Genomic DNA, 17002 nt, shown 5'->3' with positions numbered 1-17002 from the left:
TTATCTCATTTTTTGGTTTAGCCATTGCTGTGCAAGACGATGAAAGCGTTTATAATATTCCATCACCATACCGGACAAGGCTGTATCATACACAACAAACACGGCATTGCCAGCCGCCAAAAGTAAGAACGGTGTTGAGCTTCCAAATGCGAAAAAACTCTCTCTGGGTATTCCCAAAAAGATAATCGCTATATAATAACCTACTACAACAGCGAGGTTAAATACAAATAATTTTAAAACCCAAGACACGATTTTTGAAAGCCGTTCAAGGTGTGCTTTTAAAATGGGATAGTACCCTAAAAACAAAATATACAGTATAACGGCTTCCTTATCTGCTGCAAATAGCATAGAAAGCACACTAACAACAACATAAACCGGCCAAGCCCATTTTGTACCCAACTCAATTACAATTACCATGCAGGGCAAACTTGCCATTGCCGTTAGCGCATAAGTTGAAATGGGGATCAACCCGGTAAGAAACATACATACAACAGATAATGCAGCAGCAACACCGCAAAACGCCACAGGGGCACTTCTGTTTAACAGCATGGGATTAAATCGCCGCCCATACATTCGCAGCATGTATCTGCACAAAGCAAACCCATGCAGGTATCGCATGAACTGCACCCTCCGGCGCCATACGTTGTATTATAGCCGCCGTACATTCCTCCGCGCTGATTCATTGATTGGTTGAGTGCCGCACGGTATTCCAAATTATTGGGGTCAAGCTGGCAGGCACGTGTAAAGTGGTTATGCGCTTCTTCCAGCCAACCGCGCTGGTATAATATAGAGCCCTTTAAAAAATACCATTCTGCATTTCTGCTGCCAAGCGGAACGCCATTTAATATCTGCTCTGCATCCGCAATGCGCCCTGCCATAATCAAATTGCGAACATCACTGTAGCTCGAATTTTGCGGCGCACCATAGCTTTGGTAATTGCTGGAGCCCGCCGCACCGGTAGAACCATAACCGCCGGAATATTGCGCACCATTGTTTTTATTACGGCGCTGGCTCATAACGGCATCATACGCTTCATTGATTTCTTTCATTTTTTCGCCCGCTAAATCTGCTATTGGGCTGCCGGCGTAATTATCCGGGTGGTATTTTTTTGCCAGCTCACGGTAAGCGGCCTTAATTTGCTCGTCAGTCGCCGCAGGAGAAACTCCTAGTATTTTATAAGGATCTGACATTGCTTTTCCCCTTTTCCATTTTCAGCATAAATTCTTTTTGCATTTGCGGCAGTCCAAGACAAACGATATTGTTTAGAATGGGTGCAAACTGCTCACCCAACTCCAAAAGATGAAATGCGGCAATCGCCTGAGAAACAGTCATGTTAAGTGTTTGATTGCAGCGTTCCGCCGCTTCCACTAATTTTTCTTGTGTACTGTTAACCGTAAGACCATAGTCTCGAATAAACGGATTAAACGCACCCTGCTTTAAATCGCTTGTAATATCGTCAGCGGCATCCATTAAATAGACCCATCTGCCTAAATAATAACCAAACTGTTCTAGAATACGGTATTCAGTTGTCTCTGGTTCTGCCAATTGAGAAAATACACCAGAGAGCATTTTAGCGGTTGGCTCTGCACATGCGTCCAAAGGAGGAACTTCCTGCTTTTCTATGTCATCCTGGAGCTGCATGGCATCGGCAACTACCTTTTCTAAATTGGGGTAATCTTTTGCTGCTCTTCTATGTGCCCGAATGGATAGCGGGTAAAGAAAAAACGCTTTGAAGCGTGACTGTATCCCTGGGTCATGCAGGTCGTCACGCAGCTTATAGTAGGTCATGATTACCGTTAATGCAGACGCGAATTTCAGTTCTGGGTACTCACCCTCGCAAAAGGGACACTTTTTCGTGGGATTAAACGAGCACCTTCCCTGTTTCATTTTGCATTGCTGCTCAGAACGCGCCATCATTAGCATTGCCAAAAACGTACCATCATAGCTTAGCGTAAATTTAGAGAAAAATCCATAGCTTTTCCCCAACTCTTTACACATCGAACAATAAATTCCTTTATATTGTTCAAATTCCCGGACAAGCAGTTCGGATTTTTGAGGCTTAATATAACCGAACACAATATTCTCCTAACATTCAGCTTGTACGTTTTATTCTACTATATTTTAAGCGTATCGTTAATTAATAATCTGTAAATTTTTTCACTTCTGTCGAAAAGAGTCGATTTTTTTCTTGCTATACTTGATATTCTAGAAATTTTTTACAAAAACAATCCGGGAATTTGGCGTAAACTGATTGACAAACTCTGCCTATTCTCATATAATGAATACAATGCCCGCCAATAACGAGGGTATAATTAAACAAAACGAGGTATCTTATGTACGAAGACAAAATTTTGATTTGCAAAGACTGCGGCGCAGAATTCGAATTCACCGCCGGCGAGCAGGAGTTTTACGCGGAAAAAGGATTCACCAATGAGCCCCAGCGCTGCAAAGCTTGCCGCTCTAACCGCAAAAATTCCAGAGGGGAATCTTCTGAGAGAGCCCCCAGAGAGATGTTTACAGCTGTATGCGCATCTTGCGGTACAACCTGCAAGGTTCCGTTCCAGCCCCGCGACGAGCGTCCTGTTTACTGCAGCGACTGCTTTGCAAACAGAAGATAACAAAAGGTTTTCGGCTTAACCTATTCGGTTGCCGGTTCCATATCGTTACTTTTCAATCTCTAGCAATAATGCGCCAAGCACGGTTTTCCGTCGCTTTGGCGCATTTCTGCGTTTATAATACCATTCGCAAAATTCACTTCATTATCAAACATTCTTATCACCGATTATTTTTCTTCTGGGAATAGGGTAAATGAGAATATGAATTAAAGTGTATAAAATATAAGTTCATTCCGTTAAGACTTAAACCTTTTTTAAAAGAACAGCCGATATAGAACTTGAAATTGCTGCCCGCTTCGCTGGCGGTTTTTTATTACCCCTAAAAGGCGCGAATATTATAAAGGGCATTGAGTACCAACCAATTCTGCGGGAACGGCCTCATTAAATTCCAATACCCAATTCCCAGAAAACCATATTCCCTTACCAAAGCCAGCTTGGCCTGAATGCTCCTGGCATCCTCAAACCATACCTCATGCACCTCGCCGCTTGTATTGGTATATTGGAAGTGCGGTGTTTGCGCCGTTTCATCGTATAATATTTCCGCGTTAAATTCTCTCGCTAAACGCACGGCTTCCACATTAGAGATTGACTGTGCCCTCGTTGTACCACGCACATATGGCAAAGGCCAGTCATAACCATAATTCGGCATTCCCATATAAATTTTATTGCGTGCGATTTGCGTTACCGCGTAATCGAGCACTGCACGAATACTTGGAATCGGAGCAACAGCCATTGGCGGGCCATAGGTATAGCCCCACTCATAGGTCATCAGCAATACGCCGTTTGCCGCTGCACCCAACCCTCCGTAGTCGTGGCCTTGGTACAAAAGCCCGGGCTGATCACTGGAGGTTTTCGGAGCCAAGGCAACTATTACCTCGTACCCCTCCGGGTTCAGCTTTTGAGTTGCATTTCGAATAAACGCCGTATATTTATCTCGATCCTCTACATAGATAAATTCAAAATCAACATCCAATCCCTTATAATTCTTTTGCCTAAGATTGATTAAAATATTATCTAACAGACGATTTTGCACCTCTATATCATTCAGTGCACGGTGTGCAAGCTCATTACTAAAGCCGCCATCCTCCGTTAGCGTTGAGAGATGCATCAGTGGTGCAACGCCGTATTGCAAGGCGATGTCAATTAAATCCTCATCCTCAAGCGGAACCAAATCACCGTTAAAGGTGAACCCATATGTGAACGGGGTCATATACGTCATAAATGGCATCGTCTGACGGAACAATGTGCGGTCAACAAACGGATACGCATACCCGTTTACCGACATTGCCCCCAAACGCTGCTGCTCGTAAGAAATCACAAGCCTTTCCCCGGGTTGTATTACAGGAAGTGCCCCCAGCTTCGTGTTATTGCGATAGAGTTCATTGATGGTAATACCGTATTGACGGGTAATGGAATATACCGTTTCCCCTGCTTCTACCACATGCACGCGGCGCGGAAACAAAATGACAATTGTTTGGCCGGGTACCAAACGATTTGGTTCGTCCAATTCATTATACTGAATAACATCGCGCGCGGAAACACCATACATAGCTGCGATGGAATATACCGTTTCCCCCGACTTTACTACATGAATTGTCATTGTCAACGCTCCTCTTTCTCCGCACAATATTTGCACTATATTTAGCAATTGATAAAGGCACCCTGCAAATAACAGGATGCCTTAAAATATATGCTGTGAAAAGAGAAGAGTATTCGTAATATGAGGACAAAGACTATTTTTGCCTTGCCTTATCGCGCTCCAGCGCGATTTTCAAATACTGACCAGTATACGACTTTTTAGATTTCGCTACTTGCTCTGGTGTGCCCTCTGCTACTAACGTGCCGCCGCGGTCACCACCCTCCGGCCCTAAATCAATAATATGGTCTGCCGTTTTAATTAAGTCGAGATTATGCTCAATTACTAAAACGGTATTCCCGGTATCCACTAGCTTTTGCAGCACATCAATCAATCGGTGAACGTCTGCAATGTGCAGGCCTGTTGTTGGTTCATCTAAAATATAGATGGTACGCCCAGTCGGCCGTTTTGAAAGCTCCGTAGCAAGCTTTACTCTCTGCGCTTCACCACCAGATAGTGTGGTGGCAGGCTGTCCTATTTTAATATAGCCAAGCCCAACATCATAAAGAGTTTGCAGCTTTCTCTGAATTTTTGGGATACTAGAGAAGAACTCGAGCCCTTCCTCTACCGTCATTTCCAGTACATCATAAATATTTTTGCCTTTGTAGCGAATCTCAAGTGTTTCACGGTTGTAGCGCCTGCCCTTGCAAATATCGCAAGGAACATACACATCTGGCAGGAAGTGCATTTCTATTTTTAGAATACCGTCTCCCTGGCAGGCTTCGCAGCGGCCACCCTTTACGTTAAAGGAGAATCGACCAGAGTTAAAGCCTCTCAGCTTTGCGTCTTGTGTAGAGGCAAACAGTTCTCGAATATCTGTAAAAACACCGGTATACGTGGCGGGGTTTGAACGTGGAGTGCGGCCGATGGGCGCCTGATTAATTTCAATCACCTTATCCAGCTCTTCTACACCTTTTATTTCTTTGTGAGCGCCGGGTCTTGTTTTCGCTCCATTGAGCTGTGCCGCCAATGATTTATACAAAATCTCATTAATAAGAGATGATTTACCGGAACCTGAAACACCAGTAACACACACAAACTCAGCCAAAGGGATTTTCACTGTAAGGTTTTTAAGATTGTTTTGTGTTGCTCCAACAATCTTAAGCTGCTTTCCGTTCCCTTTACGGCGGCTCTCCGGCAGCGCTATGCGCTTTGCACCACTCAGGTACTGCCCGGTAATCGATTTTTCGCAATGTACAATCTCTTTTGCAGGGCCATTATAAATTACATAACCGCCATGCACACCTGCACCGGGGCCAATGTCTACAATATGGTCTGCTGCGAGCATCGTCTCTTCATCGTGCTCTACTACCAGAACGGTATTACCAATGTCGCGAAGATGTTTTAATGTACCCAGCAGTTTGTCGTTATCTCGCTGGTGCAATCCAATACTCGGTTCATCCAAAATATAAAGAACACCCATCAGGGACGACCCAATTTGCGTTGCCAAACGAATGCGCTGGCTTTCTCCACCGGAAAGCGTACCCGCCGAACGAGCAAGGGTTAAATACTCCAAGCCAACACTCTGCAAAAATCCCAAACGACTCTTTATTTCTTTCAAAATCGCCTTGGCAATCATGCTTTCACGGGGAGTCAGTTCAAGCTGCTCTATAAATGCAAGTGCATCTGAAACTGATTTTTCACAGAAATCACTAATATTCACGCCACCAACCGTTACCGCCAAGCTCATAGCAGACAGTCGCTTTCCATTGCATTCGTCGCAAAGAATGGCGCTCATATACGATTCAATTTCTTCTTTAATCCAGCTACTTTGCGTATCGCGAAAACGGCGCTCTAGATTATTGATTACACCTTCGAATTCCGTCTTATATTTGCCATGGCCGTACTCGCTCGTACGTTCCAGCTCAATTTTCTCTCCCTTTGTACCATACAGGAGAATATCGATTATTTCTGGAGATAGTTCTCCTAAGGGTGTGTCGAGTGAAAAATGATAATGCTTCGCGAGGCCAGTCATGTACATAGCTGCAATACTACTGCCTTCCATCGCCCAACCGCTGCCTTTTAGGCCACCTTTGCTAATGGAAAGGCGCTTATCCGGTATAATCAAATCCGGATCTATTTTCATGAAAACGCCGAGACCCGTGCATTTGGGGCACGCACCCGCTGGGTTGTTAAAGGAAAACATACGAGGAGTGAGTTCCTCAATGCTTGCACCGTGTTCCGGGCATGCATAATTTTGAGAAAAAAGCAGGTCTTCCCCATCTACCACGCTTACAATCATCAAGCCGTCAGCCAAGGTAGAAGCCGTTTCTGCCGAATCTGCCAAACGAGAGCGAATGTCCGGCCGAATCACGAGTCGGTCGACCACAATATCAATGGAGTGTTTTTTATTCTTTTCAAGCTTAATTGTTTCGGACAGATCATACAAAATTCCATCTACCCGAACACGAACAAAGCCGCCACGGCGAGCCGCCTCCAGCTCCTTAACATGCTCGCCCTTGCGGGCACGGATAACCGGTGCCATCACTTGAATTTTGGTGCCTTCTGGTAAAGAAAGCACCTTATCGACAATTTGGTCGATCGTTTGCTGTTTGATCTCTCGCCCGCAAACCGGACAGTGTGGAATTCCGATACGCGCATACAGCAAGCGAAGGTAATCATAAATTTCGGTTACCGTACCAACCGTAGAGCGTGGGTTCTTCGATGTTGTTTTTTGATCAATAGAAATTGCCGGTGACAAGCCCTCAATATAATCCACATCTGGTTTATCTAACTGCCCCAAAAACTGACGGGCATAAGAAGAGAGCGATTCCACATAGCGACGCTGCCCCTCTGCATAGATTGTGTCAAATGCGAGGGATGATTTACCGGAACCGGAAAGACCCGTAAGCACGACAAGTTCATCGCGCGGAATCTCTATGTCTATATTTTTTAAGTTATGTTCTCTTGCGCCTTTAACAAGAATGTTTTTTGCCGTCATACGAATTTAACCTCCGTAGCCTGATGAAATCTATGATTTCTGGGCTGCGCTGCTATTTTATTATACCCTGCTTCTCAAAGCAAGCAAAATGCAGTGCATCATTTTATTAAATAGACCGTTCTCATTTTCCGCTGCTAAGTTGTTTGATCTTGTCACGCAAATAAGCTGCATGTTCAAATTCCAAAAGCTTAGCGGCAGCTTTCATTTCACGCGTGAGCTTTTCAATGGTTTGCTTGCGCTCCGCTGCACTCATGCGCTTGCCTTTTTTCTCTTTGCCATCTTCTTTGTGAGAAGAAATTTCCAATATATCCGAAACACTTTTAATAATCGTTTTAGGTGTAATATTATGCTCTTCATTATAATTCTGTTGCAACTCACGTCGGCGTTGGGTCTCACGTAGTGCACTTTCCATAGCAGGGGTTACGGAATCGGCATACATGATAACCTGCCCCTCTGCATTACGAGCCGCACGGCCAATAATCTGAATCAGCGAGCGCTCAGAACGCAAAAAGCCTTGTTTGTCCGCATCCAGAATAGCTACAAGTGAAACCTCCGGCAAATCGATTCCCTCTCGCAAAAGGTTAATGCCTACCAGAACATCAAATTCGCCTAGGCGCAGGTCACGAATAATTTCCATGCGCTCAACGGTGTCTATGTCGTGGTGCATATAACGCACTCGAATACCCATGTTTTCAAAGTATGCGGTCAAATCCTCTGCCATTTTCTTTGTTAGGGTTGTGACCAGTACACGCTGGTTTTTAGCGGTACGCAGGTTAATTTCAGAGATTAGGTCATCAATCTGCCCTTCCACCGGCTTTACAATTACCTCGGGGTCCACTAGGCCAGTAGGGCGAATCACCTGCTCAACGATTTGTGCCGATTTTTGCAGCTCCAAATCGCCCGGCGTGGCACTCACGAAAACCGCTTGGTTCACACGCTCATAGAATTCATCAAAATTAAGCGGGCGGTTGTCGTATGAAGACGGCAGCCGGAAACCAAAATTAATTAGCGTCTCTTTTCTGGCTCGGTCACCTGCATACATTGAGCGAACCTGCGGCAAAGAAACGTGAGACTCGTCAACAAACAGGAGGAAATCCTCCGGAAAATAATCAAACAGTGTAAATGGTGCACTGCCTGGTTCCCGACCGGATAGAACACGTGAATAGTTCTCAATGCCTTTGCAGAAACCAATTTCCTGCAGCATTTCAACATCGTACATTGTTCGTTCCCGAATTCGCTGTGCCTCAATCAACTTGCCCTCCGATTCAAAGAGCTTTACCCTCTCCTGCATCTCTTCCTCAAGCTGCTGCACAGCAACCATCATTTTCTCACGGGGAACAATATAGTGCGAAGCGGGATAAATCGCAACGTGCTTTAAGAAGGCTTTTAATTCTCCGGTAAGTGCATTTATTTCGGTAATGCGCTCAATCTCATCCCCAAAGAACTCCACACGAATCGCGTTTTCATTGGACTGAACCGGAAAAATCTCGACGACATCGCCATGTACGCGAAACTTATTACGAACAAAATTTACGTCGTTTCGTTCGTATTGCAGCTCCACCAGCTTCTTTAGAAGCTCATCCCGATTTTTCTGCATTCCGGGGCGCAGTGAAATAACCATCGTGTGGTAATCGATGGGGTTACCCAAGCTATATATGCAAGAAACGCTCGCCACAATAATTACATCACGTCGTTCAGACAAAGCGGAGGTTGCAGAGTGGCGAAGCTTGTCGATTTCATCGTTAATTGCAGAATCCTTTTCAATGTACGTATCTGTGGTGGGAATATAGGCTTCCGGCTGATAATAGTCGTAATAGCTAACAAAATACTCTACCGAGTTTTCCGGAAAAAACTCGCGAAACTCCGAGCAGAGCTGAGCTGCCAACGTTTTATTGTGTGCTAAAACGAGCGTAGGCCGATTCACCTGCGCAATTACATTTGCCATAGTAAATGTTTTACCCGAACCCGTAACACCAAGAAGTGTTTGCTCCTTGTCCCCTTTATTAAGCCCCTCCACCAATTGCTCAATCGCACGCGGCTGATCGCCAGTGGGCTGATATTTTGAAACCAGCTTAAAATCCATGCTTCCCCTCCCCATCACAGCTTTTTCACTCTATTTTACCACATTAGAAGCCAATACCGTAACATTCACTTCTTTCCATATATGGAAAATCTATTTTTATCATAATAGTACATTTGTTCGTTTTTGTCAACAGCAGCTATTCCATCATAACTGCCATAACCACTTGCTTTTATAATTGATTAAATGGATGAACTATTCAGCCCACCCTCAAATACGAATTTGCCCTGTTCCGGGTCAAACATCACCCAAACCTCAAGCCCTAAATAGTCATCTATCGGCATTCTCGCAGAGCCAGGAGGGTTATACCCTAAAAAACGAGTCAGCACATAGCCGCGAATTTCATCATCTTCTTTAAACAGCTCCACTTCACCCACATACCATTCTCCCGTCATCTCGCACCCACGGGGGAACATATCTTCATCATCATTACAAACGCTTTCATCCGATAAGTATAGCGCAATTTCATGAGTTACAATCGTCATGATTTCTTTTTCATGCTCATAAAAGAGAGATTCTAATTCACGATTTGAAAAACTCCTTCGGGGTTGTAGTTTGTTTTCGTAATTGGGGTAGTCTCCTTTGTCATTCGGGTTTGGCATATTAATTTGTTTTAGCTCCCAGTTCATCTTATCCTCCAATACTTAAATTCGTTTTTTTCATATACAAAAAGGGCTATCGCAAAGGCGACAACCCTTTTAATTTGTTTCAGTAACACTTAGAAAGGCTCCATAATATCTTTTAGAATCCCCAAATGAGAGAGCGAAACGTAGTCTTGGTCTCCAAAAATAATATGGTCACGCAGTGGTACGTTCACTGCTTGAAGCGCGTGGAATACCGAGATAGTGGATTCAATGTCTCCCCGAGAGGGAACCGGATTCCCGCTGGGGTGATTGTGAGACATAATCGCGGCGCTGGCATTGTAACGCACCGCCAATTCAACCATACGCCGCACATAAACCGGCACCGTACTCACTGTGCCTTCGTTTACTACCTCACAAGAAAGCAGACGGCATTGGCTATCGAGCAAAAGCAGTACCACTACTTCATTTTGGCGGCCAATATACTTTCTTCGAAGAATATCCGCTGCCTGCTCCACCTCGAATACACGAACCTTTTCTTTGTGGCAGTCTTCATAGTATGCGCGGCATAACTCGGGAATCAGCTTAATTAGATGGGCAGATACCTTACCCACCCCCGCAACACGAAGCAACTCTTCGTAAGGCGCGTGAAACACACCGGATAAAGAGCCAAAACGGTCGATTAAGCGATGCGCCAGCTCATTGGTATCCCCTCTACGGAAGGCAAAAAAGAGGAGCATCTCTAAAATCTCGTGAGAGGCAAAGCCATCAATTCCATCTTTTAAGAACCGCTCCTGTACCCGTTTTCGGTGTCCCTCATGAATCGCCTCGGATTTTTCAGGAATGCGTTCCGTTTTCAATCGCACTCCGCCTTTCTAAAAGGAATGGGGGATTGTGCCTCTGCTTATACCTTACGGCTGCCGGGTTTTACCAGCTCCAGCTTACCCTCTTTGCAAAGCGGGCATTCTTCCGGCTCCCACGACTCAACCTCGAGAGAGATAACGGAGCGGAACGGTACACCAAAATCAATTTTACCGCCGGTTCTGTCTACAATAGAACCAACACCAACCAAATCGCCGCCCGCTGCGCAAACCAGCTCAATGACTTCACGCACGGAACCGCCTGTGGTAACTACATCCTCTACTATTAAAATCTTTTGCCCGGGGTTGATTGCAAAGCCACGGCGGAGTGTCATCGCTCCGTCTTCTCTTTCAGCAAAAAAGTTTTCACATTTCAGCGCACGGCTAACCTCGTAAGCCATTTGCACCGCACCCATTGCAGGGCCGATGACTACCTCAACACCATCATTCGCAAAATGCTCTGCCAACGCACCGCAAAGCTCCTCACTGTATTTGGTATTGCGAAACACCTTGGCGCATTGCAGGTAACGGTTACTGTGGCGGCCGGAGGTAAGGCGAAAATGCCCCTCCAAAAGAACGTTGGCTTCTTTTAAAACTTCGAGAACTCTTTCTTGTGTAATCATCGATTTGCTGTCCCCTTTTTTTCATATCCACTGCTCTGCGCCTATTCAAAACACCTTTATTTCTTAGTATAGAAATAAAGCGGCAATTTTATCTTTGGCACGGATTTTCGGCAGTATCTCTAAAAAAAGATTATACCATAGAATAGCAAAAAATCCTACCTATCAACTGGTTCAAATAAGGCAAAGGGCAGTTCTTAATTACTGTGCAAAACAATGCGAATTCTAATCCATGTTTCTCTTTTAATACAAACCGATTTTATGCTATACTAAAATGCAAATAAGTTTAAGGGGATACCATATGAAATCCGTTACCATTGGTGATAACGACGCTGGACAGCGTCTTGATAAATTCTTGACCAAAACCTACCGCAACCTGCCGCAGGCAATGCTTTACAAGAGCATTCGCAAGAAGGACATTAAGCTAAACGGGAAGCGGTGCGATATTTCATCGCGTTTAAATGCAGGCGATGTTTTGACCATGTATTTAAAGGATGAGTTCTTTCAGCAGGAGCCGGAGGATTATGATTTTTTAAAAGCGCCGCTGAAACTGAACATTCTATTTGAAGATGAGAACATTCTTATTTTAGATAAAAAGCCTGGACTCATTGTTCACCCGGATGAAAACTACCACTTTGATTCCTTAATCGCACGGGTGCAGCATTATTTATACGACAAAGGCGAGTACCGCCCACAAGAAGAAAACAGCTTTGCGCCGGCACTTGTTAACCGTATTGACCGCAATACCGGCGGCATCGTGATGGCGGCAAAAAACGCAGAGTCTCTGCGCATTTTAAATGAAAAGGTAAAGAACCGTGAGCTGAAAAAGCTGTACCTATGCATTGTGTGCGGGCGCATGAAAGAAAAATCAGCTACACTGGAAGGCTACCTTGAGAAGAATGAAAGCCAAAACCGAGTGTACATTTCCAATCATGGTACTCCGGGCGCTAAAAGCATTCGCACCCGCTACCGTGTACTGGAGGAGCGAGCCTCTTACAGCCTGCTGGAGATTGACCTGCTCACCGGGCGAACGCACCAAATCCGGGCGCACATGGCTTCCATTGGTCACCCGTTGGCGGGCGATGGAAAATACGGAACAAACCGGGAGAACAAGAAAACCGGATTCCCCTATCAGGCACTTTACTCCTACAAGCTGAAATTTGAATTTACTACCCCAGCAGGAATATTAGATTACCTGAACCAGCGTGAATTTGAAGCAAAGGAAATCTGGTTTTTAAAGGACTTCTATTCTTATTAATCGACTCATTGAATCCCATCGGAAAAACAACATTTGGAAAGAAGAGATACGAGATGGAGAGTACCATTCGCACTTGGAAGCTGAGCGACGCACCCGATTTGGCCACAGCTCTAAACAACCCGAATATACTAAAAAACCTGCGGGATGGTCTCCCCTACCCTTACACTATTTCAGATGCGGAAAGCTTCATTCATGCCATGCTTGGCGCAGAGCCGGGCAGCCAATACGCCTTTACCATTGATGTAAGCGGCAAGGCAGTTGGCAGCATTGCTGTGTTCCGGCAGGCAAACATTCATTTTCGTACCGCTGAGCTAGGGTATTACGTTGCAGAGCCTTACTGGGGGCAAGGCCTAGGTACCGATGCAGTGCGGCAAATCTGCAACTATGTATTTCAAAAGAGTGATATCCTCCGCATTTTTGCCGAACCGTTTGCCTATAATACCGCCTCATGCCGCATACTGGAAAAGGCCGGCTTTACCTCGGAGGGCATCCTTCGAAAGAACGCTGTTAAAAACGGAGAAGTTCTGGATATGAAGCTTTATTCTTTGGTAAAAGAATAAGATGAAATAGTATCACGGGTAGCCTGCTTTTTACTTATCACTCCTCTATACTGAATCTTGAACTTCATTTTCAGTACGGAGGTAGTAAAAAAGATGTTTATTCGCCAGCTACACCAAGACCAATACGACATTCTGCTGCGTTATTTACAACAGCGCGGGTACTCCAGCCCTTTGGATGCAAGCTACGAAGTAAGCTTTCAAGTAGACCATTGTGATTACCGGCTTCCTATACAGCCTAGCCACAAACGTAGAATTGCCGTTTTACAGGCGGTTCGAATACAATCCCAACAGGGGGAACCTCTCTTTCAGCTTATTACGGATAGTCTTCCTCTCTCGTGCCTGCTGGAGCTGCTTTTACTGGAACAGAAATTGAATAAGAACAGCAAGAAAACCTGTTATCAACCAAGTTGATAACAGGTTTTCGTTTTAGGCCATATGATGAGCAAAAATCACTGGCAGTTGCCAAACAATATGACGAAGTTTGAATTTTCACACGGGAAACACTGCAAGATTTGAAAGCCTTTGCTCCGCATATTTGAATATACAATTCAACGGATAATAAGGCGAAGCAGCATATTAAAGTAAACGAGATGTTGAACGAACGGGGCTTAGCCCTACGAAAAGCTTCAACTTAATACACAAAAAGTAAGCTTTCCGTATGACATATAAAGCAATTCTTCATTTACCCGCTTTCATAAAATAGGCATTTCATGTTATCTCTTTACCGGCGGGCAAATAAGCAACTGTGAACACCGGAACATATACTGAACCATGAAATTGAAATAAATAGTAAGGAGACTTGCGAAATGTCTTTCTATTCTGACAGCCTTGTGTATTGCTGCCACCCTTTGGTCTACATTTGCGACAGAAGTAACAAAAGAATCGCAGTAGTGGATATTGCTGACGAAAAACAGACCATGCAAATTTCTTGTGGCGAAGATTCAGATCCATATGGTATTGCCATCAGCCCGAACAGCAGTTGTGCTTATGTGGCTAACTACATTTCAAAAACCATTCAAAAGCTGGATTTAACCCATGAAAACAAGCTAGATACAAAAAAACTATCGAGTTCCCCAAAAGCACTGGCTGTCTCCCCATGCGGCGGTTTTCTTTATGTTGTGTTTGATACAAAACCGGTTTTATTGGTATTGGATGCTCATACCTTGGAGGAGGTTTCTTCCATATCTCTCCCTGCCCCCGCATCGAGTGTGACCGTTGTACCAAATGGCAGAACCGCTTATTTAACCTTACCCTCACTTGACCAAACCGCAGCAGTCGATTTACAGTCTCATGTAGTTATTCATCTGCTAAAATCAGGAAGCTCGCCCAACCATATCGTCTCGGCTAGTACGGTACCAACTGTGCTTGGAGCCGGTCAAGAAAGTGATAGCTTAATATTAATTGATACATTTAACAACGTAGCCAAAGAAGAGGTTCGCTTAGATTCCGCCCCAAGTGGAATCGCCTTTATTAATGGGGAGCAACATTGCTTAATTTCTCTAAAAAATGAAAACAAGGCAGCCGTAGTTGATTTATACAGCAAAAAAGTCACCAATCGCATTCCAGTAGGGTCTCATCCCGGTTCAGTAGCGGCAAGTAAGGCATACCCTCTTGCTGTAGTATGCAATGAAGGGGATTCTACTCTGTCTATCATTAACACGAATACGGCGGCAGTTACCGCTACGGTAACCCTTGGCGGCACCTCAGCGGGAGCGGTTATGGTTGGCTAATTTATGCCGCTTTCAAGCTTACCCTCTAAAAATAGATACTAAATTAAAAAAGCTCTCGGTATAAATAGATACCGTGAGCTTTTTTTCTTAAGTGTTTTTATCTACCGAATGGAACTGTTTTAGATTTCCTGTTTTCTGTTCACGTCTACTTAATTCGTCCTCAATGTCTTTCCATGATATTTCTTCGTTTACCATCAGAACCGTAAGGTGATACAGCAGGTCTGAAAGCTCTAGTACGGTTTCTTTTTTATCCCCATTTTTAGCGGCGATAATAACCTCACTGCATTCTTCACCGCATTTTTTTAGAATTTTATCGAGCCCTTTTTCAAATAGATAACAAGTATACGACCCTTCCGCATACTCAGTTTTCCGATTTTCTACTGTTTGGTACAGCTCCTCTAACACGTTCATTGCATCTCCTTCTCAATGGTTCGGTAAAAACAGCTATGATTGCCCGTATGGCATGCAGCACCGGTTTGCTCTACAATTGCAAGCAGGGTATCATCGTCACAGTCGGTATAGAGTTCTACCACTTTTTGTACATGCCCGGAGGTAGCCCCTTTGTTCCAAAGCTCTTGCCTAGAGCGGCTATAAAACCAAGTGTACCCTGTTTCAAAAGTTTTTCTCAAAGATTCCTGATTCATATAGGCAAGCATTAGCACTTTCTTCGTCGCATTCTCCTGCACAATCACAGGAATCAATTCTCCCTTTTGAAAAAAGCGATTGAATCGCTCATCTGTAAAGGTATTAAGCTTTTCACTCATCTGTTTTTTCTCCTTGTGCTACGCGAATTGCTTCCTCTAAATGCAAAGTGCCGCTGTAAAGTGATTTTCCGCAAATGGCACCATACAACTTTAACCCGCATAAATCCTGAACATTTTGCAAATTTGCAACCCCACCACTTGCTATAATATGACACGATACCGCTTGATTCAATTGATGGAGCTGTTCGAGGTTAGGGCCGGTTAGCATTCCATCTTTCGCTATATCTGTAAAGATTATATACTTTACACCACTCTCTTCCATCTGTTTTGAAAGCTCAATATAATCTACTTCAGAGGTTTTTGTCCACCCCTCGGCGGCAACCTTTCCCTCTCTGGCATCAATCCCAACTGCTATTTGTTCCCCCCAGCGCTTCACACACTCCCGAACAAGCAGTGGGTCATACAAAGCAACGGAACCAAGGATTACCCGGGAAATTCCACGCGACAGATAATACTCTACGTCTGCAAGCGTGCGAATTCCCCCTCCAACTTCGACTCGGAGTCCAGACTCCAGCGCTTTGAAAAACACCTCACTATTGATGGGGCGTTTTGCTTTTGCACCATCTAAATCAACCATATGAATCCACTTTGCACCAGATTTTGCAAAAGACTGTGCGGTTTGCAGTGGGTCCTGCGCTACCTTGTGCGCCGTATCATAATCGCCCTGCCGTAAACGGACACATTCACCGTCTTTTATATCAATTGCAGGAAGAATAATCATGCTATCCCCTCTTTCTTACAGGCTGCCTTTCGTTGAAAGCACCTGCCCTGGTGTTGTTTGTGCTACGGCGAGGCGCAATGCGTGTGCCACAGCCTTGAACATGGCCTCTACCATATGGTGCGAGTTATTCCCGTACTCCACCCTTGTGTGCAAGGTAAGCTCTGCATTCATAGCAAAAGCACGGAAAAACTCTTCCGTAAGACAGGCATCGTATGCACCTATTGTCTGCTGCGGGAACTCCGCCTGAAAGACCAGAAACGGCCTGCCGCTAACATCTATTGCCGCAAATGCCAGCGATTCATCCATGGGCACATAAAAGCTGCCAAACCTTGCTATGCCAGAGCGATTCCCCAAAGCCTCGCGAAATGCCCGTCCAAGTACAATTCCGGTATCCTCTACCGTGTGGTGGCCATCCACATATAAATCGCCTTTGACCTGAATCTGCAAACCAAATCCACCGTGAGTGGCAAAGGCTTGCAGCATATGGTCAAAAAAACCGATTTCGGTTTCTATGTTTGTTTCTCCGCCGTCCAGTGCCAACCGAACGCAGATTTGTGTTTCTTTTGTGTTACGAAGCTGCTCTGCTGTTCTCATAGCATGCTCCCCTCTCTTTCCATGTGAACTGCCCTCGATTCA

General features: G+C 44.7%; 18 protein-coding genes. 5 read left to right on the top strand and 13 right to left on the bottom strand.

Translation table 11 applies throughout. The features are described from left to right. The 3 genes from E7L17_RS04990 to E7L17_RS04980 are packed head-to-tail and all read right to left on the bottom strand — an operon-like array spanning nucleotide 1 to nucleotide 2076. On the bottom strand, nucleotides 1-549 hold the full coding sequence (locus E7L17_RS04990; RefSeq protein ID WP_316322153.1) for a hypothetical protein: 549 nt from the start codon (nucleotides 547-549) through the stop codon (nucleotides 1-3). Next, complete coding sequence (locus tag E7L17_RS04985; protein WP_316322152.1) at nucleotides 540-1190, bottom strand: DnaJ domain-containing protein; 651 nt, start codon at nucleotides 1188-1190, stop codon at nucleotides 540-542. Before E7L17_RS04985 ends, E7L17_RS04990 begins: the two co-directional genes overlap by 10 nt. After that, entirely contained in the window at nucleotides 1174-2076 is a 903-nt protein-coding gene (locus E7L17_RS04980; protein WP_316322151.1) for a DUF5685 family protein, read from the bottom strand. Before E7L17_RS04980 ends, E7L17_RS04985 begins: the two co-directional genes overlap by 17 nt. 257 nt (nucleotides 2077-2333) lie before the next feature. Here E7L17_RS04980 and E7L17_RS04975 point away from each other — a divergent pair, with 257 nt between their 5' ends. After that, nucleotides 2334-2618: a zinc-ribbon domain containing protein gene (locus E7L17_RS04975; protein ID WP_316322150.1), complete on the top strand. Its 285-nt coding sequence runs from the start codon at nucleotides 2334-2336 to the stop codon at nucleotides 2616-2618. Nucleotides 2619-2934: 316 nt separating this feature from the next. Here E7L17_RS04975 and E7L17_RS04970 read toward each other — a convergent pair whose 3' ends face one another. From E7L17_RS04970 to pyrE, 6 genes are all read right to left on the bottom strand, one after another. Then, a complete protein-coding gene (locus E7L17_RS04970) occupies nucleotides 2935-4215 on the bottom strand; it encodes a LysM peptidoglycan-binding domain-containing protein (RefSeq protein ID WP_316322149.1) in 1281 nt (426 codons plus the stop codon). A gap of 133 nt (nucleotides 4216-4348) precedes the next feature. Then, nucleotides 4349-7192 (bottom strand): excinuclease ABC subunit UvrA, encoded by a 2844-nt coding sequence (uvrA, locus tag E7L17_RS04965; protein WP_316322148.1) that lies wholly within the window; start codon nucleotides 7190-7192, stop codon nucleotides 4349-4351. Nucleotides 7193-7313: 121 nt separating this feature from the next. Then, nucleotides 7314-9275 (bottom strand): excinuclease ABC subunit UvrB, encoded by a 1962-nt coding sequence (gene uvrB / locus E7L17_RS04960; RefSeq protein WP_316322147.1) that lies wholly within the window; start codon nucleotides 9273-9275, stop codon nucleotides 7314-7316. Nucleotides 9276-9454: 179 nt separating this feature from the next. After that, nucleotides 9455-9901 carry a hypothetical protein gene (locus E7L17_RS04955; protein ID WP_316322146.1) on the bottom strand — a complete coding sequence of 149 codons (447 nt, stop codon included), beginning with the start codon at nucleotides 9899-9901 and terminating at the stop codon, nucleotides 9455-9457. An 89-nt stretch (nucleotides 9902-9990) separates the two neighbouring features. Continuing rightward, nucleotides 9991-10719, bottom strand: a complete 729-nt coding sequence (locus E7L17_RS04950) for a RadC family protein (RefSeq protein ID WP_316322145.1) — start codon at nucleotides 10717-10719, stop codon at nucleotides 9991-9993. Between the two features lie 38 nt (nucleotides 10720-10757). Then, complete coding sequence (gene pyrE / locus E7L17_RS04945; protein ID WP_316322144.1) at nucleotides 10758-11336, bottom strand: orotate phosphoribosyltransferase; 579 nt, start codon at nucleotides 11334-11336, stop codon at nucleotides 10758-10760. 298 nt (nucleotides 11337-11634) lie between these two features. Between pyrE and E7L17_RS04940 the strand changes: the two genes are divergently transcribed. The 4 genes from E7L17_RS04940 to E7L17_RS04925 all read left to right on the top strand — a co-directional run bounded on the left by E7L17_RS04940 (nucleotide 11635) and on the right by E7L17_RS04925 (nucleotide 14881). Beyond that, complete coding sequence (locus E7L17_RS04940; RefSeq protein ID WP_316322143.1) at nucleotides 11635-12591, top strand: RluA family pseudouridine synthase; 957 nt, start codon at nucleotides 11635-11637, stop codon at nucleotides 12589-12591. 53 nt (nucleotides 12592-12644) lie between these two features. Then, nucleotides 12645-13151: a GNAT family protein gene (locus E7L17_RS04935; protein ID WP_316322142.1), complete on the top strand. Its 507-nt coding sequence runs from the start codon at nucleotides 12645-12647 to the stop codon at nucleotides 13149-13151. 93 nt (nucleotides 13152-13244) lie between these two features. Beyond that, nucleotides 13245-13562 (top strand): hypothetical protein, encoded by a 318-nt coding sequence (locus tag E7L17_RS04930; protein WP_316322141.1) that lies wholly within the window; start codon nucleotides 13245-13247, stop codon nucleotides 13560-13562. 395 nt (nucleotides 13563-13957) lie between these two features. Further along, a complete protein-coding gene (locus tag E7L17_RS04925) occupies nucleotides 13958-14881 on the top strand; it encodes a YncE family protein (RefSeq protein ID WP_316322140.1) in 924 nt (307 codons plus the stop codon). Between the two features lie 87 nt (nucleotides 14882-14968). Here E7L17_RS04925 and hisE read toward each other — a convergent pair whose 3' ends face one another. From hisE to hisB, 4 genes are read right to left on the bottom strand one after another with little or no spacing between them, the layout of a single operon-like run. After that, entirely contained in the window at nucleotides 14969-15292 is a 324-nt protein-coding gene (hisE, locus tag E7L17_RS04920; RefSeq protein WP_316322139.1) for a phosphoribosyl-ATP diphosphatase, read from the bottom strand. Next, nucleotides 15289-15645, bottom strand: a complete 357-nt coding sequence (gene hisI / locus E7L17_RS04915) for a phosphoribosyl-AMP cyclohydrolase (RefSeq protein ID WP_316322138.1) — start codon at nucleotides 15643-15645, stop codon at nucleotides 15289-15291. The genes hisE and hisI overlap by 4 nt, the downstream gene beginning before the upstream one ends. Beyond that, a complete protein-coding gene (hisA, locus tag E7L17_RS04910; RefSeq protein WP_316322137.1) occupies nucleotides 15638-16366 on the bottom strand; it encodes a 1-(5-phosphoribosyl)-5-[(5-phosphoribosylamino)methylideneamino]imidazole-4-carboxamide isomerase in 729 nt (242 codons plus the stop codon). Before hisA ends, hisI begins: the two co-directional genes overlap by 8 nt. A gap of 15 nt (nucleotides 16367-16381) precedes the next feature. Further along, nucleotides 16382-16960 (bottom strand): imidazoleglycerol-phosphate dehydratase HisB, encoded by a 579-nt coding sequence (gene hisB, locus E7L17_RS04905; RefSeq protein ID WP_316322136.1) that lies wholly within the window; start codon nucleotides 16958-16960, stop codon nucleotides 16382-16384. Nucleotides 16961-17002: the final 42 nt, after the last annotated feature.

The sequence above is a fragment of the Clostridium sp. genome, from assembly GCF_032576335.1.
Classification (GTDB): Bacteria; Bacillota; Clostridia; order Oscillospirales; family Acutalibacteraceae; genus Faecalispora.
This window is presented reverse-complemented; position numbering and strand designations above follow the sequence as displayed.

Coding starts and splice junctions, on each gene's coding strand:
- E7L17_RS04990 (WP_316322153.1), bottom strand. CDS start 549: ATGCTGTTAAACAGAAGTGCCCCTGTGGCGTTTTGCGGTGTTGCTGCT.
- E7L17_RS04985 (WP_316322152.1), bottom strand. CDS start 1,190: ATGTCAGATCCTTATAAAATACTAGGAGTTTCTCCTGCGGCGACTGAC.
- E7L17_RS04975 (WP_316322150.1), top strand. CDS start 2,334: ATGTACGAAGACAAAATTTTGATTTGCAAAGACTGCGGCGCAGAATTC.
- E7L17_RS04970 (WP_316322149.1), bottom strand. CDS start 4,215: ATGACAATTCATGTAGTAAAGTCGGGGGAAACGGTATATTCCATCGCA.
- uvrA (WP_316322148.1), bottom strand. CDS start 7,192: ATGACGGCAAAAAACATTCTTGTTAAAGGCGCAAGAGAACATAACTTA.
- uvrB (WP_316322147.1), bottom strand. CDS start 9,275: ATGGATTTTAAGCTGGTTTCAAAATATCAGCCCACTGGCGATCAGCCG.
- E7L17_RS04955 (WP_316322146.1), bottom strand. CDS start 9,901: ATGAACTGGGAGCTAAAACAAATTAATATGCCAAACCCGAATGACAAA.
- pyrE (WP_316322144.1), bottom strand. CDS start 11,336: ATGATTACACAAGAAAGAGTTCTCGAAGTTTTAAAAGAAGCCAACGTT.
- E7L17_RS04940 (WP_316322143.1), top strand. CDS start 11,635: ATGAAATCCGTTACCATTGGTGATAACGACGCTGGACAGCGTCTTGAT.
- E7L17_RS04935 (WP_316322142.1), top strand. CDS start 12,645: ATGGAGAGTACCATTCGCACTTGGAAGCTGAGCGACGCACCCGATTTG.
- E7L17_RS04930 (WP_316322141.1), top strand. CDS start 13,245: ATGTTTATTCGCCAGCTACACCAAGACCAATACGACATTCTGCTGCGT.
- E7L17_RS04925 (WP_316322140.1), top strand. CDS start 13,958: ATGTCTTTCTATTCTGACAGCCTTGTGTATTGCTGCCACCCTTTGGTC.
- hisE (WP_316322139.1), bottom strand. CDS start 15,292: ATGAACGTGTTAGAGGAGCTGTACCAAACAGTAGAAAATCGGAAAACT.
- hisI (WP_316322138.1), bottom strand. CDS start 15,645: ATGAGTGAAAAGCTTAATACCTTTACAGATGAGCGATTCAATCGCTTT.
- hisA (WP_316322137.1), bottom strand. CDS start 16,366: ATGATTATTCTTCCTGCAATTGATATAAAAGACGGTGAATGTGTCCGT.
- hisB (WP_316322136.1), bottom strand. CDS start 16,960: ATGAGAACAGCAGAGCAGCTTCGTAACACAAAAGAAACACAAATCTGC.